The sequence below is a fragment of the Acetobacter okinawensis JCM 25146 genome (genome assembly GCF_000613865.1).
Taxonomy (GTDB): Bacteria; Pseudomonadota; Alphaproteobacteria; order Acetobacterales; family Acetobacteraceae; genus Acetobacter; species Acetobacter okinawensis.
In genome coordinates, this window is sequence record NZ_BAJU01000051.1 from 1 (window position 1) to 15,533 (window position 15,533).

Consider the following 15,533-nt stretch of genomic DNA (forward strand, 5'->3'; position numbering starts at 1 on the left):
CACCGGCCCCGCCCCAACCCGCAGCCGATACCGCACCGCAGGCGGGTGCTGGCCGCATTGCCATTCCTGAATACGATGTCATTACCTCCGCAGGGCCGGGCTGCGTGCCGGTTTTGTGCGCCCCGCAGGACGGGCTGCGCCCGGTGGAACACTGGACCCTGCCGCGCGGTTACGTGGCTGCTTTTTCCGAAACACCAGACACGCTGGCCATTGTCCGCGTGGCGGGGGACAGTATGGAGCCGGACTACCAGTCGGGCGACCGGGTGCTGGTGGACACGGCCCACCGCATTCCCTCCCCCCCCGGTGTCTATGTGCTGTGGGACGGGTTTGGCCTTGTGCTCAAACGTCTGGAATTGATCCCCGGCATGGAAGAACCCCGCCGGGTGCGGATCATGAGCATTAACCCCGGCTATTCCACCTATGAACTCACACTTGATGAGATCAGTATTAACGGTCGCGTTGTGGGTAAATGGACATGGAAGTAGCGTCCGAAACACCCTGAGCAGCCCTGCGCCGCACACATATGCGTGTTGTCCGCCCTTGCATTGTGCGTTTATTATGCACATACTGCCCGCGTGTTGTTGAGGGAGAGAGCTTTGGAACCACACATGCCCGACCATGGCCCCCGTGCCGCGCAGAGTGATGCCTATACACAGGCCGCACAACGCGGCCTGTTCAGCACCGATACCCTGCCCCCCGCCATGGCGGAAGAACTGGCCCGGTATGAGCAGGCCATCCTGCACCTGCGTGCAGCCCGCCACAGCCTGCAATGGCCGTTTTACACCCATGCGGATTTTGCCAGCGACCAGAACAGGTATTGCACGGAAAGCATTGGAGAAATCGTACAGACCGTGCGCGCATTACGTGAGCATCAACAACAGACGTTTGGAGCAGACGCCCCACCCTGACTGATCGGGGCGGCAGCGCCCACCTCTCCGCACACTGGCGCACTGGCGCACTGGCGCACTGGCGCACTGGCGGGAGCAATCATGCTCAGGGCTGGTTTGGCCAGCCCCCATCCCGCTGGGCCAGCAGGCGGAGTGCTACAGCCAACACAACGCCCCACCCCGCCCACAAGTAGCCACCCAGCACCATGCCACACTCAAAATCGGCACTCATGAGGCCTGAATAGCCACATTATCTGCCTGACATTTGGCAAAAAGGGCCGCAATATCAGCATCACTCGGGCCGGTGCCACTTCTGCTCTGCTCAATGGCGCTCATTACCGTGTCATACGCCTGTGGACCATATTTTTCGGCCAGAGACACAACCGTGCCGACAACACCCAGTATGGCGCTTATTTCTGCTGCGGTCATGGTTCAGTTGCTCCCGGTCGTGGCGGGCGTTGCAGCCTCTGCCGATGTGGTGGTGGTCTGGCTGGCAGGCGTGGTCACAGTGGCGCAGCTACTTGGGGTACTCCCCTGCCGCAGCCCGGTCCAGCAGGTGGAAAAAGAAGAAAAATCTGCCTGAAGGGCCGCAACGGCTGTTTGGCTCAGCGTATCGTTGTTCTGTATGGACTGCTCAAGGGCTGCAAGCTCGTTAAGCACACTCTGGCTGGCCTGGCGGGCAAGGCTTTTTTGCGCAGCACTCAGGCTGACACCGGGCACATGCCCCGCCATAACATCGGGCATGGGGCTGGCCAGCAGGTGGTATGCACTGGCCGTGTCATACACAGCCTGACGCAGCTTGCCCTGCGCCGTCTGCGCACATGCCCCCAGCAGGCACAGTGCCGCAAGGCACGGCACAGCTTTTACTTTTTTCATACTTTTTGCTCCTGTAAGGATCATTTTCAAGCTGTGGTGTTTTCTTCGGGCACAGTCCCCGCAACACTCCGGGCAGAGGTCGGGTCCAGGCTGGATGCGGGTGCGGGGGCAGTTCTGCTCAGATGCGCCGCCATATAAGGCACGGCATAACGCACCCCAAGCCCCGCCACCCGCACGATCTGGTAGAGCACTACCAGCACCCTGTTCTGGCTGGGTGCAGGCACCGCAGCCGTTATGGCGGCACAGGTCACCATGCCCGCACAGATTGCCAGCCGATGTTTTGTGGCAGCACGGCAAAAAACGAGGGAATAAAAGCAACAATTGCAGCCACCTTGGCCGTGTTGCCTGTTGTGGTGCACGCCACAGGCGCGCTCTGGCCAGTATTGGCCATGGTTGGAACCTCCTTGTGGATGATTGAGTGCCACCATGCCCGCCACCACACACCACCCCGGCAGCACAGGCCCATAGCCCCTACCCGACAGATGTGCCCAAACCCCAAACACAAAAAAGCCCGCACCCAAAAACAGGAGCAGGCAACAGGGTCAGGACCGTGAAGGAAAAACCGTGGCTGTTCTGGCATCTTCCGCAACACCACCCCACGTATGCTGGCAGAACTGGCAACACTACATTCCTTATGCCACAAACTGCGCGCATATACAGCATTTTTTCTGCACTGCGCTATGCATTATATCTGTTCAGATTGCCGCAGGCACACCCAGTGTAAATGCCGCGCGTACAGAGCCACCGTTGTAAAAACAGACGCCATCGCAGTTATTTTTCTTCATTTCATACAGGCTGATATCCGCATGGCCCATAAGGGATTTTTGCGTTGTGCCATCATGCGGAAAAAGGGCAATACCAATACAGCAGCCAACCCTGAGCGGCACAGACCCCACACAATGCGGCGCAATTACCAGACGGTAAATGGTCTCTGCCAGCGCATCCACCTCCGCCACGTTCTGGTAAGCAGCCAGCACAATAAACTCATCCCCGCCCAGACGGCCTACAAAATGTTCCTTATCCTCAAAGCCTTCTTTCAGCCTACTGCCAATCATGGCCAGCATTTCATCCCCTACAAGGTGGCCGTAAGTATCGTTTATGTCCTTGAACTTGTTCAGGTCGATCATCATACAGGCAAAGGTCTGGCGGTTTTTACCTGATTTTTCCAGCATATCCGCAAAATGCTCATTCAGGGCATTACGGTTTTGCAGGCTGGTCAGCGTGTCTGTATAGGCGATTGTCTTTAGCTGCGTTATCATCTCACGATTTTTAAAATAATCGGTCAGATACCCCACAATGGACGACCAGAGCAGTACAAAGGACAGGGCCAGCACTATGCTGTCCATGCTCAGCCCTTCCTGCGCCACTTTTGCTGCCCCCGAGTGCGCCAGAGTGTATTTGTCCGCCACGTGCTCCAGCGCCATAAAGCCGCCAATCACTGCCCCAGACACGTAATTTGAAAAAGAAAATCCCAGATCAATCACTTTAAGGGCGCAGTAAAAACCCAGCACTACAAACCCATAAGACCCAAGCGGGTAGAACAGGCCCACCGCGTCATACGGCTGCCCCATGGCCCTGCACAGGATAATGTAATGCACCGTCCAGACACTGGTCGCCATAAATAGCGGGACAAACGCCTTTATGCTTTTACGCCCGAAGGAAAAGGCCACATCATCACGCTTATACAGTGCCCCAAGCAGGGCAAGGCAGGCGGATACAAGGGAAATACCTTCCATAAGGCCGACAAAATGCGATTTTAATAAAAAATACATATTTATTGTCAGCCCTGTATCTGCGCAAAAGCCTGTAATTCTTGACATATACAATGCACGGCTAGCAGCCGAACACTATAATCCGTTTAACATTTAGAAAAATGTCTGACATCACTGGGGCAATCTCTCACCTCCGGCATCTCTTACACGCCTTCCCCTTACTGAGCCAGACACCATAACGGACTACTGACTCGCTTCAGCGCATTTGTACGGTTATCGTTCCTCCCAATTTGAAAGATTATATTAAGGAGACCACTTATGGGCAGAAAAAGCTCAAAGCCTTTCTGGGCCAGAGATTACAGAAAAGCTGCATATAACCGACGTTATTATTTAAAGAAAAAAATGCAGGATAAACTGGCATCCATCGGCATTATGGCTGTCGGTGGCACTATGTTTCTAGGGTGGTTACTGCCAACTCACAATCCTGCATACAAGCCGGATATACACGTTATTTCTACCAAAACAGTACAAGCTGCCGCCGCTTCTCCCACGTATGCCTCTTTTACCCGGAATGTCTATCTTCCCGATTTTTCCTGCACAGTCGATCACTCAAAAGACAGTATTGCCACATTACTATGCGAAAATAGTGACGCAGCCAGACATGAGCTCATTTTTGACCAAACTTATTACGCCCTGCGTCAAATCGTAGGAAAAGATGGCTGGAAAGCACTCAGGCAGGAGGTGCTGAACGATGAAAACACATTAGCAGAATGTATCGCTTCGCCCGAAGTTGGGAATACCCTTAACATCCCTAAGGCCGATCCTGCATGCTACATAACACATATGGACAACCTGACCGACAAGTACAAGGCCAGATTAAGCGGTTCTTCTCTGGAAGAGGCTAACAGACCCATAGATGAGCACATCACACTTCAGCAGAATTTAATTGATCTGGGGTTTCTTAAACAAAATCAGGGAGCGGATGGAGTTTATGGCGAGGGAACGCGCTCTGCCATCCTCAAATGGCAACAATCAAACGCTACCCTAATTGCAGATGGCTTTATCTCCGATGCAGATGCCGAGAAAATTGCAGCCATGGCAGAAAATCTGCCATCTCTCGCCGCACAACAACCGCCCCGCATAAATGATGCCAATAGAGCAGTCTTCAACCCTTTTTCCATACCTTATAAGCAAAACAACAACTCCATATGGCCCGTATTGTTGCTGATTTCCTTGATTTGTGGAGGAATTTTTTCTACAGAAAAATACAGAGAAAGAAGACATTTGATGCAACAAAATCTCTTGTTTCAACAGAAATATTTCGGCAAAAACTGAATCTTCAAATATCAAGAAATCAGAAAATAACAAAGGATATATATGGCACGCTAAAAACAAATTTGTGGGTTAAAGAAGTCGGATATTTTCTAGAAACACGAATAGATGGCATTATAGCTCGAATGTCATCAACCAAAAAGATCGCCAGACGCTCCGTCTATTCGCAATAAATCTTGTAGAACAGGTCTCCTCTGACCCACTTCCTGTTCATACCCAATTTGATGCCTATGTTAGCAATCCTACTGTTTTTGACATACGCATGAACCCTTTTGATTATGAGCAGCACTGTGCTCTTATTCTTAAAAATGCAGGATGGGATGCGCACGCGACGCACAAAAGCGGAGATCAGGGCGCGGATGTCATTGCCCAAAAAGGTAACATACGCATTGTTGTCCAATGCAAACTCTATACAGGAACTGTTGGGAATGATGCTGTACAGCAGGTTTTTGCAGCTCAGAAGTTCCAAGGAGCTCAAGGAGCAATAGTCGCCACGAACTCAACATTTTCTCAATCTGCACGGCAGGCTGCATCCGCAACAGGTGTTATTCTGACACACCATGCGCAACTCTCCAATGCTGCTGAGGAGCTATATTATAACGCGCTCCAGACGCCACATGCCACCGACGGAGCAACAGATCATCCCTCATGGTCCTGAGCAAGAAGGAGAAGACAAATCCCAAAACCTGCGCACAACTTATCGCAGTCGAGTAAAAAATTTTCAATATTTTAATTGTATCGGAAAGAATGGTGAGCCGGGAGGGACTCGAACCCTCGACCATTCGATTAAAAGTCGAATGCTCTACCGACTGAGCTACCGGCTCACACATATATGCACACAAAGCCAATGACCCTGCGTGATGGGGCTTTTCCTAACCGGATTAGGCCCCTACGTCAAGCACGCAAAGGCATTTTTGCGCGCCTTTATGCCGCATATGGTCCCAAGCAGCCCACCACCACGGCAGGCTGCCCGCAGGACCATACAAAAACGGCCCGCCGGGTTAGGGCGGGCCGTTTGCGTGGGATCAGGCTTCTGCCTTGTCCGCGGGGACCATCTTGCAATCCGGTCTGGTTCGTTCACCACGCCCGACATGCCAGAGCCACGTTTGATCTTGTCCACGTTCTCCATGCCTTCAACCACTTCACCCACAATGGTGTACTGGCCATCCAGATGGGGGGAGGGTTCGAACATGATAAAGAACTGGCTGTTCGCGCTGTTCGGGTCAGATGTACGGGCCATGCCAATGGTGCCACGTTCAAACTTGGCCTTGTTGGTGAACTCGGCAGGCAGGTCCGGCAGGTCGGAGCCATGCATGCCCGTACCCGTGGGGTCACCACCCTGAGCCATAAAGCCGGGGATCACGCGGTGGAAGGCCACGTTGTCATAAAAACCCTGCTCGGCCAGCGTACGCAGGCGCTCGGCGGCCTTGGGGGCCAGGTCAGGGCGCAGGCGAATAACCACGCGGCCTGCGGGCACATCCATGTAAATCAGGTCTTTTTTATCTTCTGTGGACATCAGAAACTCTCCTGTTAAGGCAACACCCGGTATGCGGTTCAGCCCGCACGTTCAGCCAGACGGGCCAGCAGGCGCGCCTGAGTATAGGGTGTTACAAACTCCGAAATATCGCCATGGTAGCTGGCGATTTCCTTCACCATCCGTGAGGAAATAAACTGCGTGCGCTCCGAGGCCATGAGAAAGACGGTCTCTATCGCGCTATCCAGACGGCGGTTTACGCCCGTCATCTGCACCTCGTAGTCAAAGTCGGACAGAACGCGCAGACCACGGAAGATAAGCGTAGCCCCATTGGCCCGCACCGCCTCCACCAACAGCGAGTGGAAGGAGACCACCGTCATGTCCCCCCCCGTGCGCGCCTTGATGGCGGGCAGGGCCTCGCGCACACATTCCATCCGCTCATCCAGCGGCATAAGCGGCTTTTGCCGGGGTTGTGGGCCACGCCAATAATCAGCCGGTCCACAAGCCTGCTCGCCCGCTCGATCACGTCCAGATGCCCGACGGTAACCGGGTCAAACGTGCCTGCGTACAGCCCCACACGCCGTGGTGCGGCGGTGGGCGTGCTGGCAGGGGTGCTCATGGGGCCGAACCGGCACCATCATCTGGGGTCTGCGGGGCGGCATCTTCTGCCTCGCCTGCTTCATCCTCCCCATCATCCATAACCGGGAACACACTGGTAATGCGCTCCGCATCATTAAGGCGCAAAAGTGTCACCCCGCTGGCCTGACGCGCCATAATACGGACCTGATCAACCGGCACACGGATCAGGCGGCCTGCATCGGTCACCAGCATGACATCCGTACCCGGCAGCACCGGCAGGGTTGCCGCCACTTCCGTCCCGCGCTTGTTGGCAGAGAAGGTCATGTTGGTAATGCCCTGACCGCCACGCCCGCTTACGCGGTAATCATAGGCGGAGGAGCGGCGGCCAAACCCGCCATCGCTCACAATCAGCAACACTTCTTCCGCCGCCTGCAACTGGGCAAAGCGCTCGGGGGTCAGGGCCTCGGTGCCACCGGCAGCTTCGTCCTCATCCGCATCAACCACGGTGATGTCGGCATCATCCTCGGTATCGGCGGCATTTTCGGCCCGGCGTTTGGCGTTGGCCATACGCAGGTAGGCTGCGCGCTCCTCTACCGTGGCCTCAACATGGTTGAGCACGGCAAGGCTGATAACCCGGTCGCCCTCGGCCAGACGGATACCACGCACACCCGACGACCCGCGCCCGGCAAACACACGCACCGTGTCATCCGTAATCTGGAAGCGGATGCAGCGCGCTTGCGGGTGGCAAGGAACACGTCCTGCCCGTCGCGGCAGGTGGCAACGCCGATCAGGCTATCGCCCTCATCGAGCTTCATGGCGATCATGCCCGAGACGCGGATATTGCGGAAGTCGCTCAGCCGGTTGCGCCGTACACCGCCGCTGGCGGTGCCAAACACAAGGTGCAGGCTTTCCCACAGTTCCTCATCCTGCGGCAGGGGCAGAACGGCGGTAATGGTGTCCGAGCCAAGGTCGGGCAGCAGGTTGACCAGCGCGCGGCCTTTGGCGGCGGGGCCTGCCTCTGGCAGACGCCACACCTTCTGGCGGTACACCTTGCCACCGGAGGAGAAGAACATGACCCACTGGTGCGTGTGCGCATTAAACGAGCGCACCACAATATCATCCCCACGCGTACCAGCCCCGGTGCGGCCACGGCCACCACGGTTCTGCGCACGGAACACATCCAGCGGGGTGCGTTTGATAAAGCCATCACGCGTGATGGTCACCACCATCTGGCCGGGTTCGATCAGGCTTTCATCATCCTGATCGCCGTCATAATCGGTAATGTCGGTCACGCGCGGAGTTACCAGCTCGGCGCGGGCGCGGTTCAGTTCCTCGCACAGCACTTCCAAGCGGCGGGGACGGCTGCTGATGATCTCAAGCAGTTCATTAATCCGCACCGCCACTTCGGACAGTTCATTCTGGATTTTGTCGCGCTCAAGCCCGGTCAGGCGTTGCAGGCGCAACTCCAGAATACCGCGTGCCTGTGCCTCGGTCAGGCGGACCTTGCCGTCCACCACCACGTTGCCCTCATCGTGGATCAGGGCCAGCAGGGGTTCCACATCCGCCGCGTTCCACTGTGCCGCCATAAGCGATTCGCGCGCGGTGGCCGCATCGGGGGCGGCGCGGATCAGGGCGATGACCGCATCAATATTGGCAACCGCAATCACCAGCCCGACCAGAATATGGGCACGGTCACGCGCCTTGTTCAGGTCATGGCGCGAGCGGCGCAGAATAACTTCCTCGCGGAAGGCAATAAAGGCCTCCAGCACGTCCTTCAGCCCCATCAGGCGGGGTTTGCCGCCATCCAGAGCCAGCATGTTCACGCCAAAGGAGGTCTGGAGCTGGGTAAAGCGGTAAAGCTGGTTCAGCACCACTTCGGGCGTTGCATCGCGCTTGATCTCAATAACCACGCGCATGCCAGAGCGGTCGGATTCGTCACGGATGTCGGCAATGCCTTCCACCTGTTTGGAGCGTACCAGCTCGGCAATGCGCTCCTGCAAGGTGGCCTTGTTGACCTGATAAGGGATCTCGCTCACCACAATGGCTTTGCGGTCCTTACGAATTTCCTCAATATCGGCCTTGGCGCGGATAATAACCGACCCACGCCCCGTGGCATAGGCGCTGCGAATGCCAGAGCGGCCCAGAATGGTGCCCCCGGTGGGGAAGTCCGGCCCCGGGACAATCTCCATCAGCTCTTCAATCGTCATGGCCGGGTTGGCAATCAGGGCCAGCGTTGCGTCCACCACCTCGCCGGGGTTGTGGGTGGGGATGTTGGTGGCCATGCCCACGGCAATACCCGTGGCACCGTTGATGAGCAGGTTGGGGAAGGCCGCAGGCAGAACCGTAGGTTCGCTCTCGCTCTCATCATAGTTGGGCTGAAAATCGACCGTATCGCGGTCAATATCACCCAGCAGAAAGGTGGAGGACTTGGCCAGACGCGCTTCGGTATAACGCATGGCGGCGGGGCTGTCCCCGTCCACAGAGCCAAAGTTACCCTGACCGTCAATCAGCTTGACGCGCATGGACCACGACTGGGCCATACGCACCATGGCCTCGTAAATGGAGCTGTCACCATGGGGGTGGTATTTACCCATGACCTCACCCACCGCACGGGCAGACTTGCGGTAAGGCTTGTCATGCGTAAAGCCGCTCTCGTGCATGGCGTAGAGAATACGCCTGTGCACGGGTTTGAGCCCATCGCGCACATCGGGCAACGCACGGCTGACAATGACCGACATCGCATACGCAAGGTAGGAGGAGCGCATCTCCTCCTCAAGGGTCACGGGCACAAGGTCTGAAGGCTGCGGTGATCCGGTCTGGTCAGAAATCTCGGTCAAGGTTCATCCGTTCTGTCATGCTGCGCGGGGGCTGGGCTGCTGCCCGCACTCCGCGCCAAATCCACCTGCGCACCAGTTGCCGTGGTGCTTGGTGTTTTCTAGCACACAACCCCCCCAATCTCCTAGCGCTGGCCCGCTTTTTGCCTTGTATAAAACCACCTGCCCCCTGCGCACCCTTGCTCCTTGCGCGTGGCTGTGGCCATCATGGCCCATAACATGGAGTTTACGCCCGATGCGCCTTATCCTTGCCCTGCTTTTACCGTGGTTGCAGTTCTTTACCATTGGCCGCCCCTTTGCGGGGCTGACCTGCCTTGTGTTGCAGGTCACGCTTATCGGGTGGATCCCCGCGACCATCTGGTCGGTTTACGCCCTGAGCCAGTACACAACGGACCAGAAAATTGCCCGCATGAGCCGCGCATCACGCAGCTAGGCCTGCCAGCGGGCCAGCTCGGCCCCTAAAATAAAAAAGGCGGCCCCCATATGGGAGGGCCGCCTTTTTTTGGAACTTATCCCCCGCACCGGCTACACAGGCCGCCTTGGAGGCAAAAGCGCTTACCTGCCGGTCATAATCTGTTCGACAAGCTGCTTGGTCGTGGGCACAAAGCCGTTGGCATAGAACGGGTCCGTGCCAAAGCGCCATGCGTTGGTACCGCCAAACATCAGGTTTTCGTCCATCACTTTGTCCGCATCCGGGCCGGAGGCATGGGCTGCGGCCTGAAGGGTCTTCTGGATACAGAAGGAGCGCGGGTCCGCACGGTGGCCATTGCTGTAGCTTGGGCCACGCTGGCTCCAGTTGGAGAACTTGCACTCGGACAGGCAGCCCATGCAGTCCGTCTGGTCAGCCACAATCAGGCGGGCACGGTCGGGGGTGACAAAAACAAGCGTGGAATCAGGGGTACGCAACGGCTCCACAAAGCCTTCGCTTTCCCACTGCTGCACGCGCGCCACGTCTTCTGGCTTAAGGAACACCTCGCGCTTGCGCGGGCCTACGCCATAGGCCACGCTCAGCTCTTCCGTTGCTTCCGTACCGTAAGGGACCTGATGCTCGGTGCGCTGGCGCAGCTCGTGCAAAAAGCCATTGTTCACGGCGGAGGAATAGAAGCCGGTGGGGGAGAAACGGTTGAGGTACACATCGCCCTTTTTGAGGGTGAGCAACCGGCGCTTCCACGCATCGGGGATCGGGCTTTCGGTCGTCAGCAGCGGACGGGTGCCAAACTGGAAGGCAATCGGCCCCAGTTCCTCACTGTCAATCCAGTCCTGCCATTCTTCCAGCCACCAGACGCCACCGGCCATGATAATGGGGGTATTGTCCAGCCCAAAGCCACGCATGGCCTGGCGCAGGGCCAGCACGCGCGGTAGGGGTCTTCCGGCGCAAAGGGGTTTTCCGTGTTGGACAGGCCGTTATGCCCGCCTGCACGCCACGGGTCTTCGTACACCACGCCGCCCAGAAGGTCGGACGCCTTGCTGTACGAACGCTTCCACAGTGCATTGAACGCACGGGCGGAGGAGACGATAGGGTAGTAATGCACGCCAAAACGCGCCGCAATGTCGGCCAGACGGTAGGGCATGCCTGCGCCACAGGTCAGCCCGTGGATCAGGCCCTTGGCCCCTTCCAGCACCCCGGTAATAACCCGCTCGGACGCGGCCATTTCCCACAGGATGTTGGCGTGGATACGGCCCTTGCCGCCCGAGACCTCGTGCGCAATGCGGGCCTGCGCAATGCCGCCACGAATGGCGTAGTCCACAAGCTCCTCATGCCGTTCCCGGCGGGTGCGGCCGTGGTAGACCTGCGGAACCGGGCGACCCTGCTCGTCATAGCTGTCCGCATTGACAATGGAGATCGTGCCCGCACCCCCTGCAGCAGCCCATGCCCCGGCCGATGCACCCGTGGAAACAGAAACGCCCTTGCCGCCTTCTACCAGCGGCAGGACATCCGTGCCCCCCATGCGAAGCGTGTTAATCGCCTTCATGACTATCCTGTCGTTTTTCTAAAAGACCCGTGTCTGCCCCGGCCACACGGGGGAGGAGTGACCCCTCCCCCGTGTGAGGAATGCCTTATTCGGCATCCCGGCGCGGTGCGCGGGCGGGTTTTTCGCCCACGGTTTCCGTAATGTCGGCACCCGTAGCCTGATCCACAACGCGCATGGACAGCTTGACCTTGCCGCGATCATCAAACCCGATGACCTTGACCTTAACGGCGTCCCCGTCCTTGACCACATCGGACGTGCGGCCAACGCGGCCCTGCGCCAGCTCGGAAATGTGGACCAGACCGTCACGCGCACCAAGGAAGTTGACGAACGCGCCAAAGTCGGCGGTTTTGACAACCTTACCATCGTAGATGCGGCCCAGTTCGGGCTCGGCCACAATGCCGTTAATGCGTTCCAGCGCCTTTTTGGTCTGGTCTTCGGCTGTGGCGGCAATGGTGATTGTACCGTCGTCGCCAATATCCACCTTCGCACCCGAGTATTCCACGATTTCGCGGATGACCTTGCCGCCAGAACCGATGACGTCACGGATTTTTTCACGCGGCACCTTGATGGTGGTGATGCGCGGCGCCGTGGTGGCAACGGTGGTGCGGTTTTCGGTCAGCGCACGGCTCATTTCGCCCAGAATGTGCAGACGACCATCGCGCGCCTGACCCAGAGCGATCTTCATGATTTCGGGCGTGATGGAGGTGATCTTGATGTCCATCTGCAACGCGGTCACACCGGCTTCTGTCCCGGCGACCTTGAAGTCCATGTCACCCAGATGATCTTCATCACCCAAAATATCGGACAGGACGGCAAACTTGTCGCCTTCCTTGATCAGGCCCATGGCAATACCGGCCACAGGCGCTTGAGGGGCACACCGGCATCCATCAGGGCCAGCGAGCTACCGCAAACGGTCGCCATGGAGGAGGAGCCGTTGCTTTCCGTAATTTCGGAGACAACACGCACCGTGTAGGGGAATTCCTTGCGGTTGGGCATCAGCGGGTGCAGGGCGCGCCATGCCAGCTTGCCGTGCCCGATTTCGCGACGGCCGGGGGAGCCTACGCGGCCGCACTCACCCACCGAGTAGGGAGGGAAGTTGTAGTGCAGCAGGAAGTTGGTGCGGTATTCGCCTTCCAGCGCGTCAATCACCTGCTCGTCCTGCCCGGTGCCCAGCGTGGTCACAACCAGTGCCTGTGTTTCACCACGGGTGAACAGGGCGGAGCCATGCACGCGGGGCAGCACGCCCACTTCCGGCACAATCGGGCGCACGGTTACAAGGTCACGCCCGTCAATACGCTTGCTAGTCTTGAGCACGGAGGTGCGGACCACATCGGCTTCAAGGTCTTTGATCATGGGCTTGGCAGCAGCCACGTCCAGCTCGGCGGCGGTCAGCTTTTCCACAATCGCGTCGCGCGCGGTCTTGAGCTTTTCGTAGCGGGTCTGCTTCTGCTTTTCCTTGTAAGCGTCAGCAATCAGCTTGCGGCCCAGCTTGTCCACCTGTTTGCGCAGGGCGGCTTCTTCCTTGCTTTCGCTCGGCAGGTCCCACGGTTCCTTGGCGGCGTGTTCGGCCAGCGCAATAATGGCGTCCAGCACGGGCTGGAAAGCGGTGTGGCCAAAGGTCACGGCATCGAGCATCACGTCTTCGGACAGTTCGGATGCTTCGGATTCCACCATCAGCACGCCTTCGGCGGTGCCGGCCACAACCAGATCAAGGTCGGTTTCCTTGAGCTGTTCAAGCGTGGGGTTGAGGATGAACGCGCCGTCCTTGAAGCCAACGCGGGCAGCGCCCACGGGGCCAAAGAACGGAATACCGGACAGGGTCAGCGCGGCCGAGCAGCCGATCAGGGCGGGAATGCTCGGGTCGTTTTCCATGTCGTGGGTCAGCACCGTGGCGATGACCTGCACCTCATTACGGAACCCTTCGGGGAAGAGGGGGCGAATGGGGCGGTCGATCAGGCGGGAGACCAGCGTTTCGTTCTCGGAAGGGCGGCCTTCACGCTTGAAGAACCCACCGGGGATCTTGCCTGCTGCGTAGGCTTTTTCCTGATAGTTGACGGTCAGGGGGAAGAAGTCCTGACCAGCCTTGACGTCACGCGCGCCAACGGCGGTACACAGGACCACGGTTTCGCCGTAGGTGACCAGCACGGCGCCATCAGCCTGACGGGCGACCTTGCCGGTTTCGAGCACCAGCGGGCGACCGGCCCATTCAATTTCTTTACGGAAATAATTAAACATTCTGTCGTCTCTTCTTCTGTTTACAGTGTCTTTGTTCAAAACCACACAAAACAGCGGGACAGAACCGAATGGCAGACAGCGCCTCGGACGGCATGGAGACTGGCGGCTGCACCGCCCAGGCGCCATGTGGTCGGAAACGCCGTGGCCTTACCCGGAACGTAGTGCCCGCGTGCCAAGCCTGTGGCGTACAAACGGTTATATGGGGGTTTGGCGGCCATAAGGCCAGCACAAAAACCCCCAACAAACCCATCCAGCCACCCGCAGGCCCGGCGCAACGCCTGACCTGCGGACGAAAACGGCTGGATTAGCGGCGCAGACCCAGACGGGCGATCAGCGCTTCGTAGCGGCTCTGGCTCTTACCACGCAGGTAGTCCAGCAGGCTGCGACGACGACCAACCATGATCAGCAGGCCACGGCGGGAGTGGAAGTCCTTGGCGTGGGTCTTGAGGTGGTCGGTCAGGTTGTTGATCCGCACGGTCAGGATTGCAACCTGCACTTCGGGCGAACCCGTGTCGCCCGGTGCGGTCTGGTATTCTGCAATAACTTCGGTACGGCGTTCAGCGGTAATCGACATCACATGTCTCCATCAGAAAAATGTCATAGAATCCGTACTGGCTTCAACTGCCCGTCTTCAAGGCGGCCAAGGCCGAGTACACGCTCTGCGTCCATGACACGCACAGTCCCCGAGGCGTCGGTCTGGGGGATACGTCCCATCAGATCCAACAGGCTCAGCGCCCGTCCGTGGCGTAGAAGAACGGCTTCCTCCTCAGTCAGGGCCAGCGCCGGGATGTCGGCCAGCGCGGTCTCGACCGGAAGAAGCAGTTCCGCAGAAGCATGGGCGTTGTCGTCGTTTGGCGTCAGTTTGTCCAGCACAATTGCATCGGCCTCGGTAAATGGCCCCACGCGCAGGCGGCGCAGCACCGCAATGTGGCCAACAGTGCCGCATGCAAGGGCCACATCACGTGCGAGTGCGCGCATGTACACGCCCTTGCCGGATTCGACCTCGAACACTGCCGTGTCCGCATCGGGGCGGGCGATCAGCTCGCCATGTCATACGCCCGCTCGCCCGCAACCTTGAGGGCGGAATATACAGGTGGCACCTGCATAATGTCCCCGGTCAGGGCTGGCAGGGCCGCACGCAGTTGCTCATCACTGGGGCGCACGTCGGATGTGGCGGTCACTGCGCCGTCCGCATCATCACTGTCACGCGCTTCCCCCAGACGCAGGGTGAACTGGTAGACCTTGGTGCCGTCCATAACATAAGGCACCGTTTTGGTGGCCGTACCAAAAGCCAGCGGCAAAAGCCCCGTGGCCAGCGGGTCCAGTGTACCGCCATGGCCGACCTTTTGCGCGTCAAACAGCCGCTTGGCCCGCCCTACCACCTGAGTGGAGGTCATGCCCGAGGGCTTGTCCACTATAAGCCAGCCATTAAGCGGCCGCCCACGTCTGCGTCGCATGTCAACTCCCGTATGCGGGGGCACGCGTGCACGGTTACTGGCCAGCACACCCCCGGTTGCCGCCCCGGACCCACCCGGCGCGCACCAAAGCGCTGCATCTAGCCGAGCGCGCGCCCCCCTGCAATGCGCGCCTGCAATGCTGGGGTGAGGAAATTGCCAGTCCATGGAAATTAT

Annotated in this window: 14 protein-coding genes, 1 tRNA gene and 5 pseudogenes; 5 read left to right on the forward strand and 15 right to left on the reverse strand. The window is 58.3% G+C overall.

Features of this window, described 5'->3' with window-relative positions; translation table 11 throughout:
* A partial coding sequence (locus tag JCM25146_RS13780; protein ID WP_025828733.1) for a S24 family peptidase occupies window positions 1-485 on the forward strand: 485 nt, incomplete at its 5' end.
* A gap of 123 nt (window positions 486-608) precedes the next feature.
* A complete protein-coding gene (locus JCM25146_RS13785; protein WP_025828735.1) occupies window positions 609-908 on the forward strand; it encodes a hypothetical protein in 300 nt (99 codons plus the stop codon).
* Window positions 909-993: 85 nt separating this feature from the next.
* On the opposite strand, the gene JCM25146_RS24660 is transcribed toward JCM25146_RS13785, so the two are convergent.
* From JCM25146_RS24660 to JCM25146_RS13815, 6 genes are all read right to left on the reverse strand, one after another.
* The gene (locus JCM25146_RS24660) at window positions 994-1,119 is read right to left on the reverse strand and encodes a hypothetical protein (RefSeq protein ID WP_277909610.1); all 126 of its coding nucleotides are present in this window, start codon (window positions 1,117-1,119) and stop codon (window positions 994-996) included.
* A complete protein-coding gene (locus JCM25146_RS13795; RefSeq protein ID WP_025828737.1) occupies window positions 1,116-1,316 on the reverse strand; it encodes a hypothetical protein in 201 nt (66 codons plus the stop codon). Before JCM25146_RS13795 ends, JCM25146_RS24660 begins: the two co-directional genes overlap by 4 nt.
* Window positions 1,317-1,319: 3 nt before the next feature.
* A complete protein-coding gene (locus JCM25146_RS13800; RefSeq protein WP_025828739.1) occupies window positions 1,320-1,763 on the reverse strand; it encodes a hypothetical protein in 444 nt (147 codons plus the stop codon).
* A gap of 26 nt (window positions 1,764-1,789) precedes the next feature.
* Complete coding sequence (locus JCM25146_RS13805) at window positions 1,790-2,017, reverse strand: hypothetical protein (protein WP_025828741.1); 228 nt, start codon at window positions 2,015-2,017, stop codon at window positions 1,790-1,792.
* Window positions 2,011-2,154 carry a hypothetical protein gene (locus JCM25146_RS22580; protein WP_159102001.1) on the reverse strand — a complete coding sequence of 48 codons (144 nt, stop codon included), beginning with the start codon at window positions 2,152-2,154 and terminating at the stop codon, window positions 2,011-2,013. Before JCM25146_RS22580 ends, JCM25146_RS13805 begins: the two co-directional genes overlap by 7 nt.
* A gap of 304 nt (window positions 2,155-2,458) precedes the next feature.
* Window positions 2,459-3,499, reverse strand: coding sequence for a GGDEF domain-containing protein (locus JCM25146_RS13815; protein ID WP_159102002.1), 1,041 nt, complete (start codon window positions 3,497-3,499; stop codon window positions 2,459-2,461).
* Window positions 3,500-3,793: 294 nt separating this feature from the next.
* Between JCM25146_RS13815 and JCM25146_RS13820 the strand changes: the two genes are divergently transcribed.
* Window positions 3,794-4,810 (forward strand): peptidoglycan-binding domain-containing protein, encoded by a 1,017-nt coding sequence (locus tag JCM25146_RS13820; RefSeq protein WP_025828745.1) that lies wholly within the window; start codon window positions 3,794-3,796, stop codon window positions 4,808-4,810.
* 259 nt (window positions 4,811-5,069) lie between these two features.
* Window positions 5,070-5,465 (forward strand): restriction endonuclease, encoded by a 396-nt coding sequence (locus JCM25146_RS21660; RefSeq protein WP_081774884.1) that lies wholly within the window; start codon window positions 5,070-5,072, stop codon window positions 5,463-5,465.
* A gap of 90 nt (window positions 5,466-5,555) precedes the next feature.
* On the opposite strand, the gene JCM25146_RS13830 is transcribed toward JCM25146_RS21660, so the two are convergent.
* From JCM25146_RS13830 to gyrA, 5 genes and pseudogenes are all read right to left on the reverse strand, one after another.
* A tRNA-Lys gene (locus JCM25146_RS13830) sits at window positions 5,556-5,631 on the reverse strand.
* A 206-nt stretch (window positions 5,632-5,837) separates the two neighbouring features.
* A pseudogene (locus JCM25146_RS19595) lies at window positions 5,838-6,323 on the reverse strand (peptidylprolyl isomerase); the annotation flags it as partial.
* 38 nt (window positions 6,324-6,361) lie between these two features.
* Window positions 6,362-6,900: pseudogene (gene coaD / locus JCM25146_RS19600) on the reverse strand (pantetheine-phosphate adenylyltransferase).
* Window positions 6,897-7,559, reverse strand: coding sequence for a DNA gyrase C-terminal beta-propeller domain-containing protein (locus JCM25146_RS24165; RefSeq protein WP_408734921.1), 663 nt, complete (start codon window positions 7,557-7,559; stop codon window positions 6,897-6,899). Before JCM25146_RS24165 ends, coaD begins: the two are co-directional and overlap by 4 nt.
* Window positions 7,451-9,697 (reverse strand): DNA gyrase subunit A, encoded by a 2,247-nt coding sequence (gene gyrA, locus JCM25146_RS19605; RefSeq protein WP_242401147.1) that lies wholly within the window; start codon window positions 9,695-9,697, stop codon window positions 7,451-7,453. The genes JCM25146_RS24165 and gyrA overlap by 109 nt, the downstream gene beginning before the upstream one ends.
* Window positions 9,698-9,929: 232 nt before the next feature.
* Between gyrA and JCM25146_RS13850 the strand changes: the two genes are divergently transcribed.
* Window positions 9,930-10,127: a YqaE/Pmp3 family membrane protein gene (locus JCM25146_RS13850; RefSeq protein WP_025828750.1), complete on the forward strand. Its 198-nt coding sequence runs from the start codon at window positions 9,930-9,932 to the stop codon at window positions 10,125-10,127.
* Between the two features lie 122 nt (window positions 10,128-10,249).
* Here the strand turns inward: JCM25146_RS13850 and JCM25146_RS19610 are convergent.
* From JCM25146_RS19610 to truB, 4 genes and pseudogenes are all read right to left on the reverse strand, one after another.
* Window positions 10,250-11,667, reverse strand: a pseudogene (locus JCM25146_RS19610) (NAD(P)H-dependent flavin oxidoreductase).
* 85 nt (window positions 11,668-11,752) lie between these two features.
* Window positions 11,753-13,902 (reverse strand): annotated as a pseudogene (pnp, locus tag JCM25146_RS19615) (polyribonucleotide nucleotidyltransferase).
* Between the two features lie 304 nt (window positions 13,903-14,206).
* Window positions 14,207-14,476, reverse strand: a complete 270-nt coding sequence (rpsO, locus tag JCM25146_RS13870) for a 30S ribosomal protein S15 (protein WP_025828754.1) — start codon at window positions 14,474-14,476, stop codon at window positions 14,207-14,209.
* Window positions 14,477-14,499: 23 nt separating this feature from the next.
* Window positions 14,500-15,359: pseudogene (truB, locus tag JCM25146_RS19620) on the reverse strand (tRNA pseudouridine(55) synthase TruB).
* Window positions 15,360-15,533: the final 174 nt, after the last annotated feature.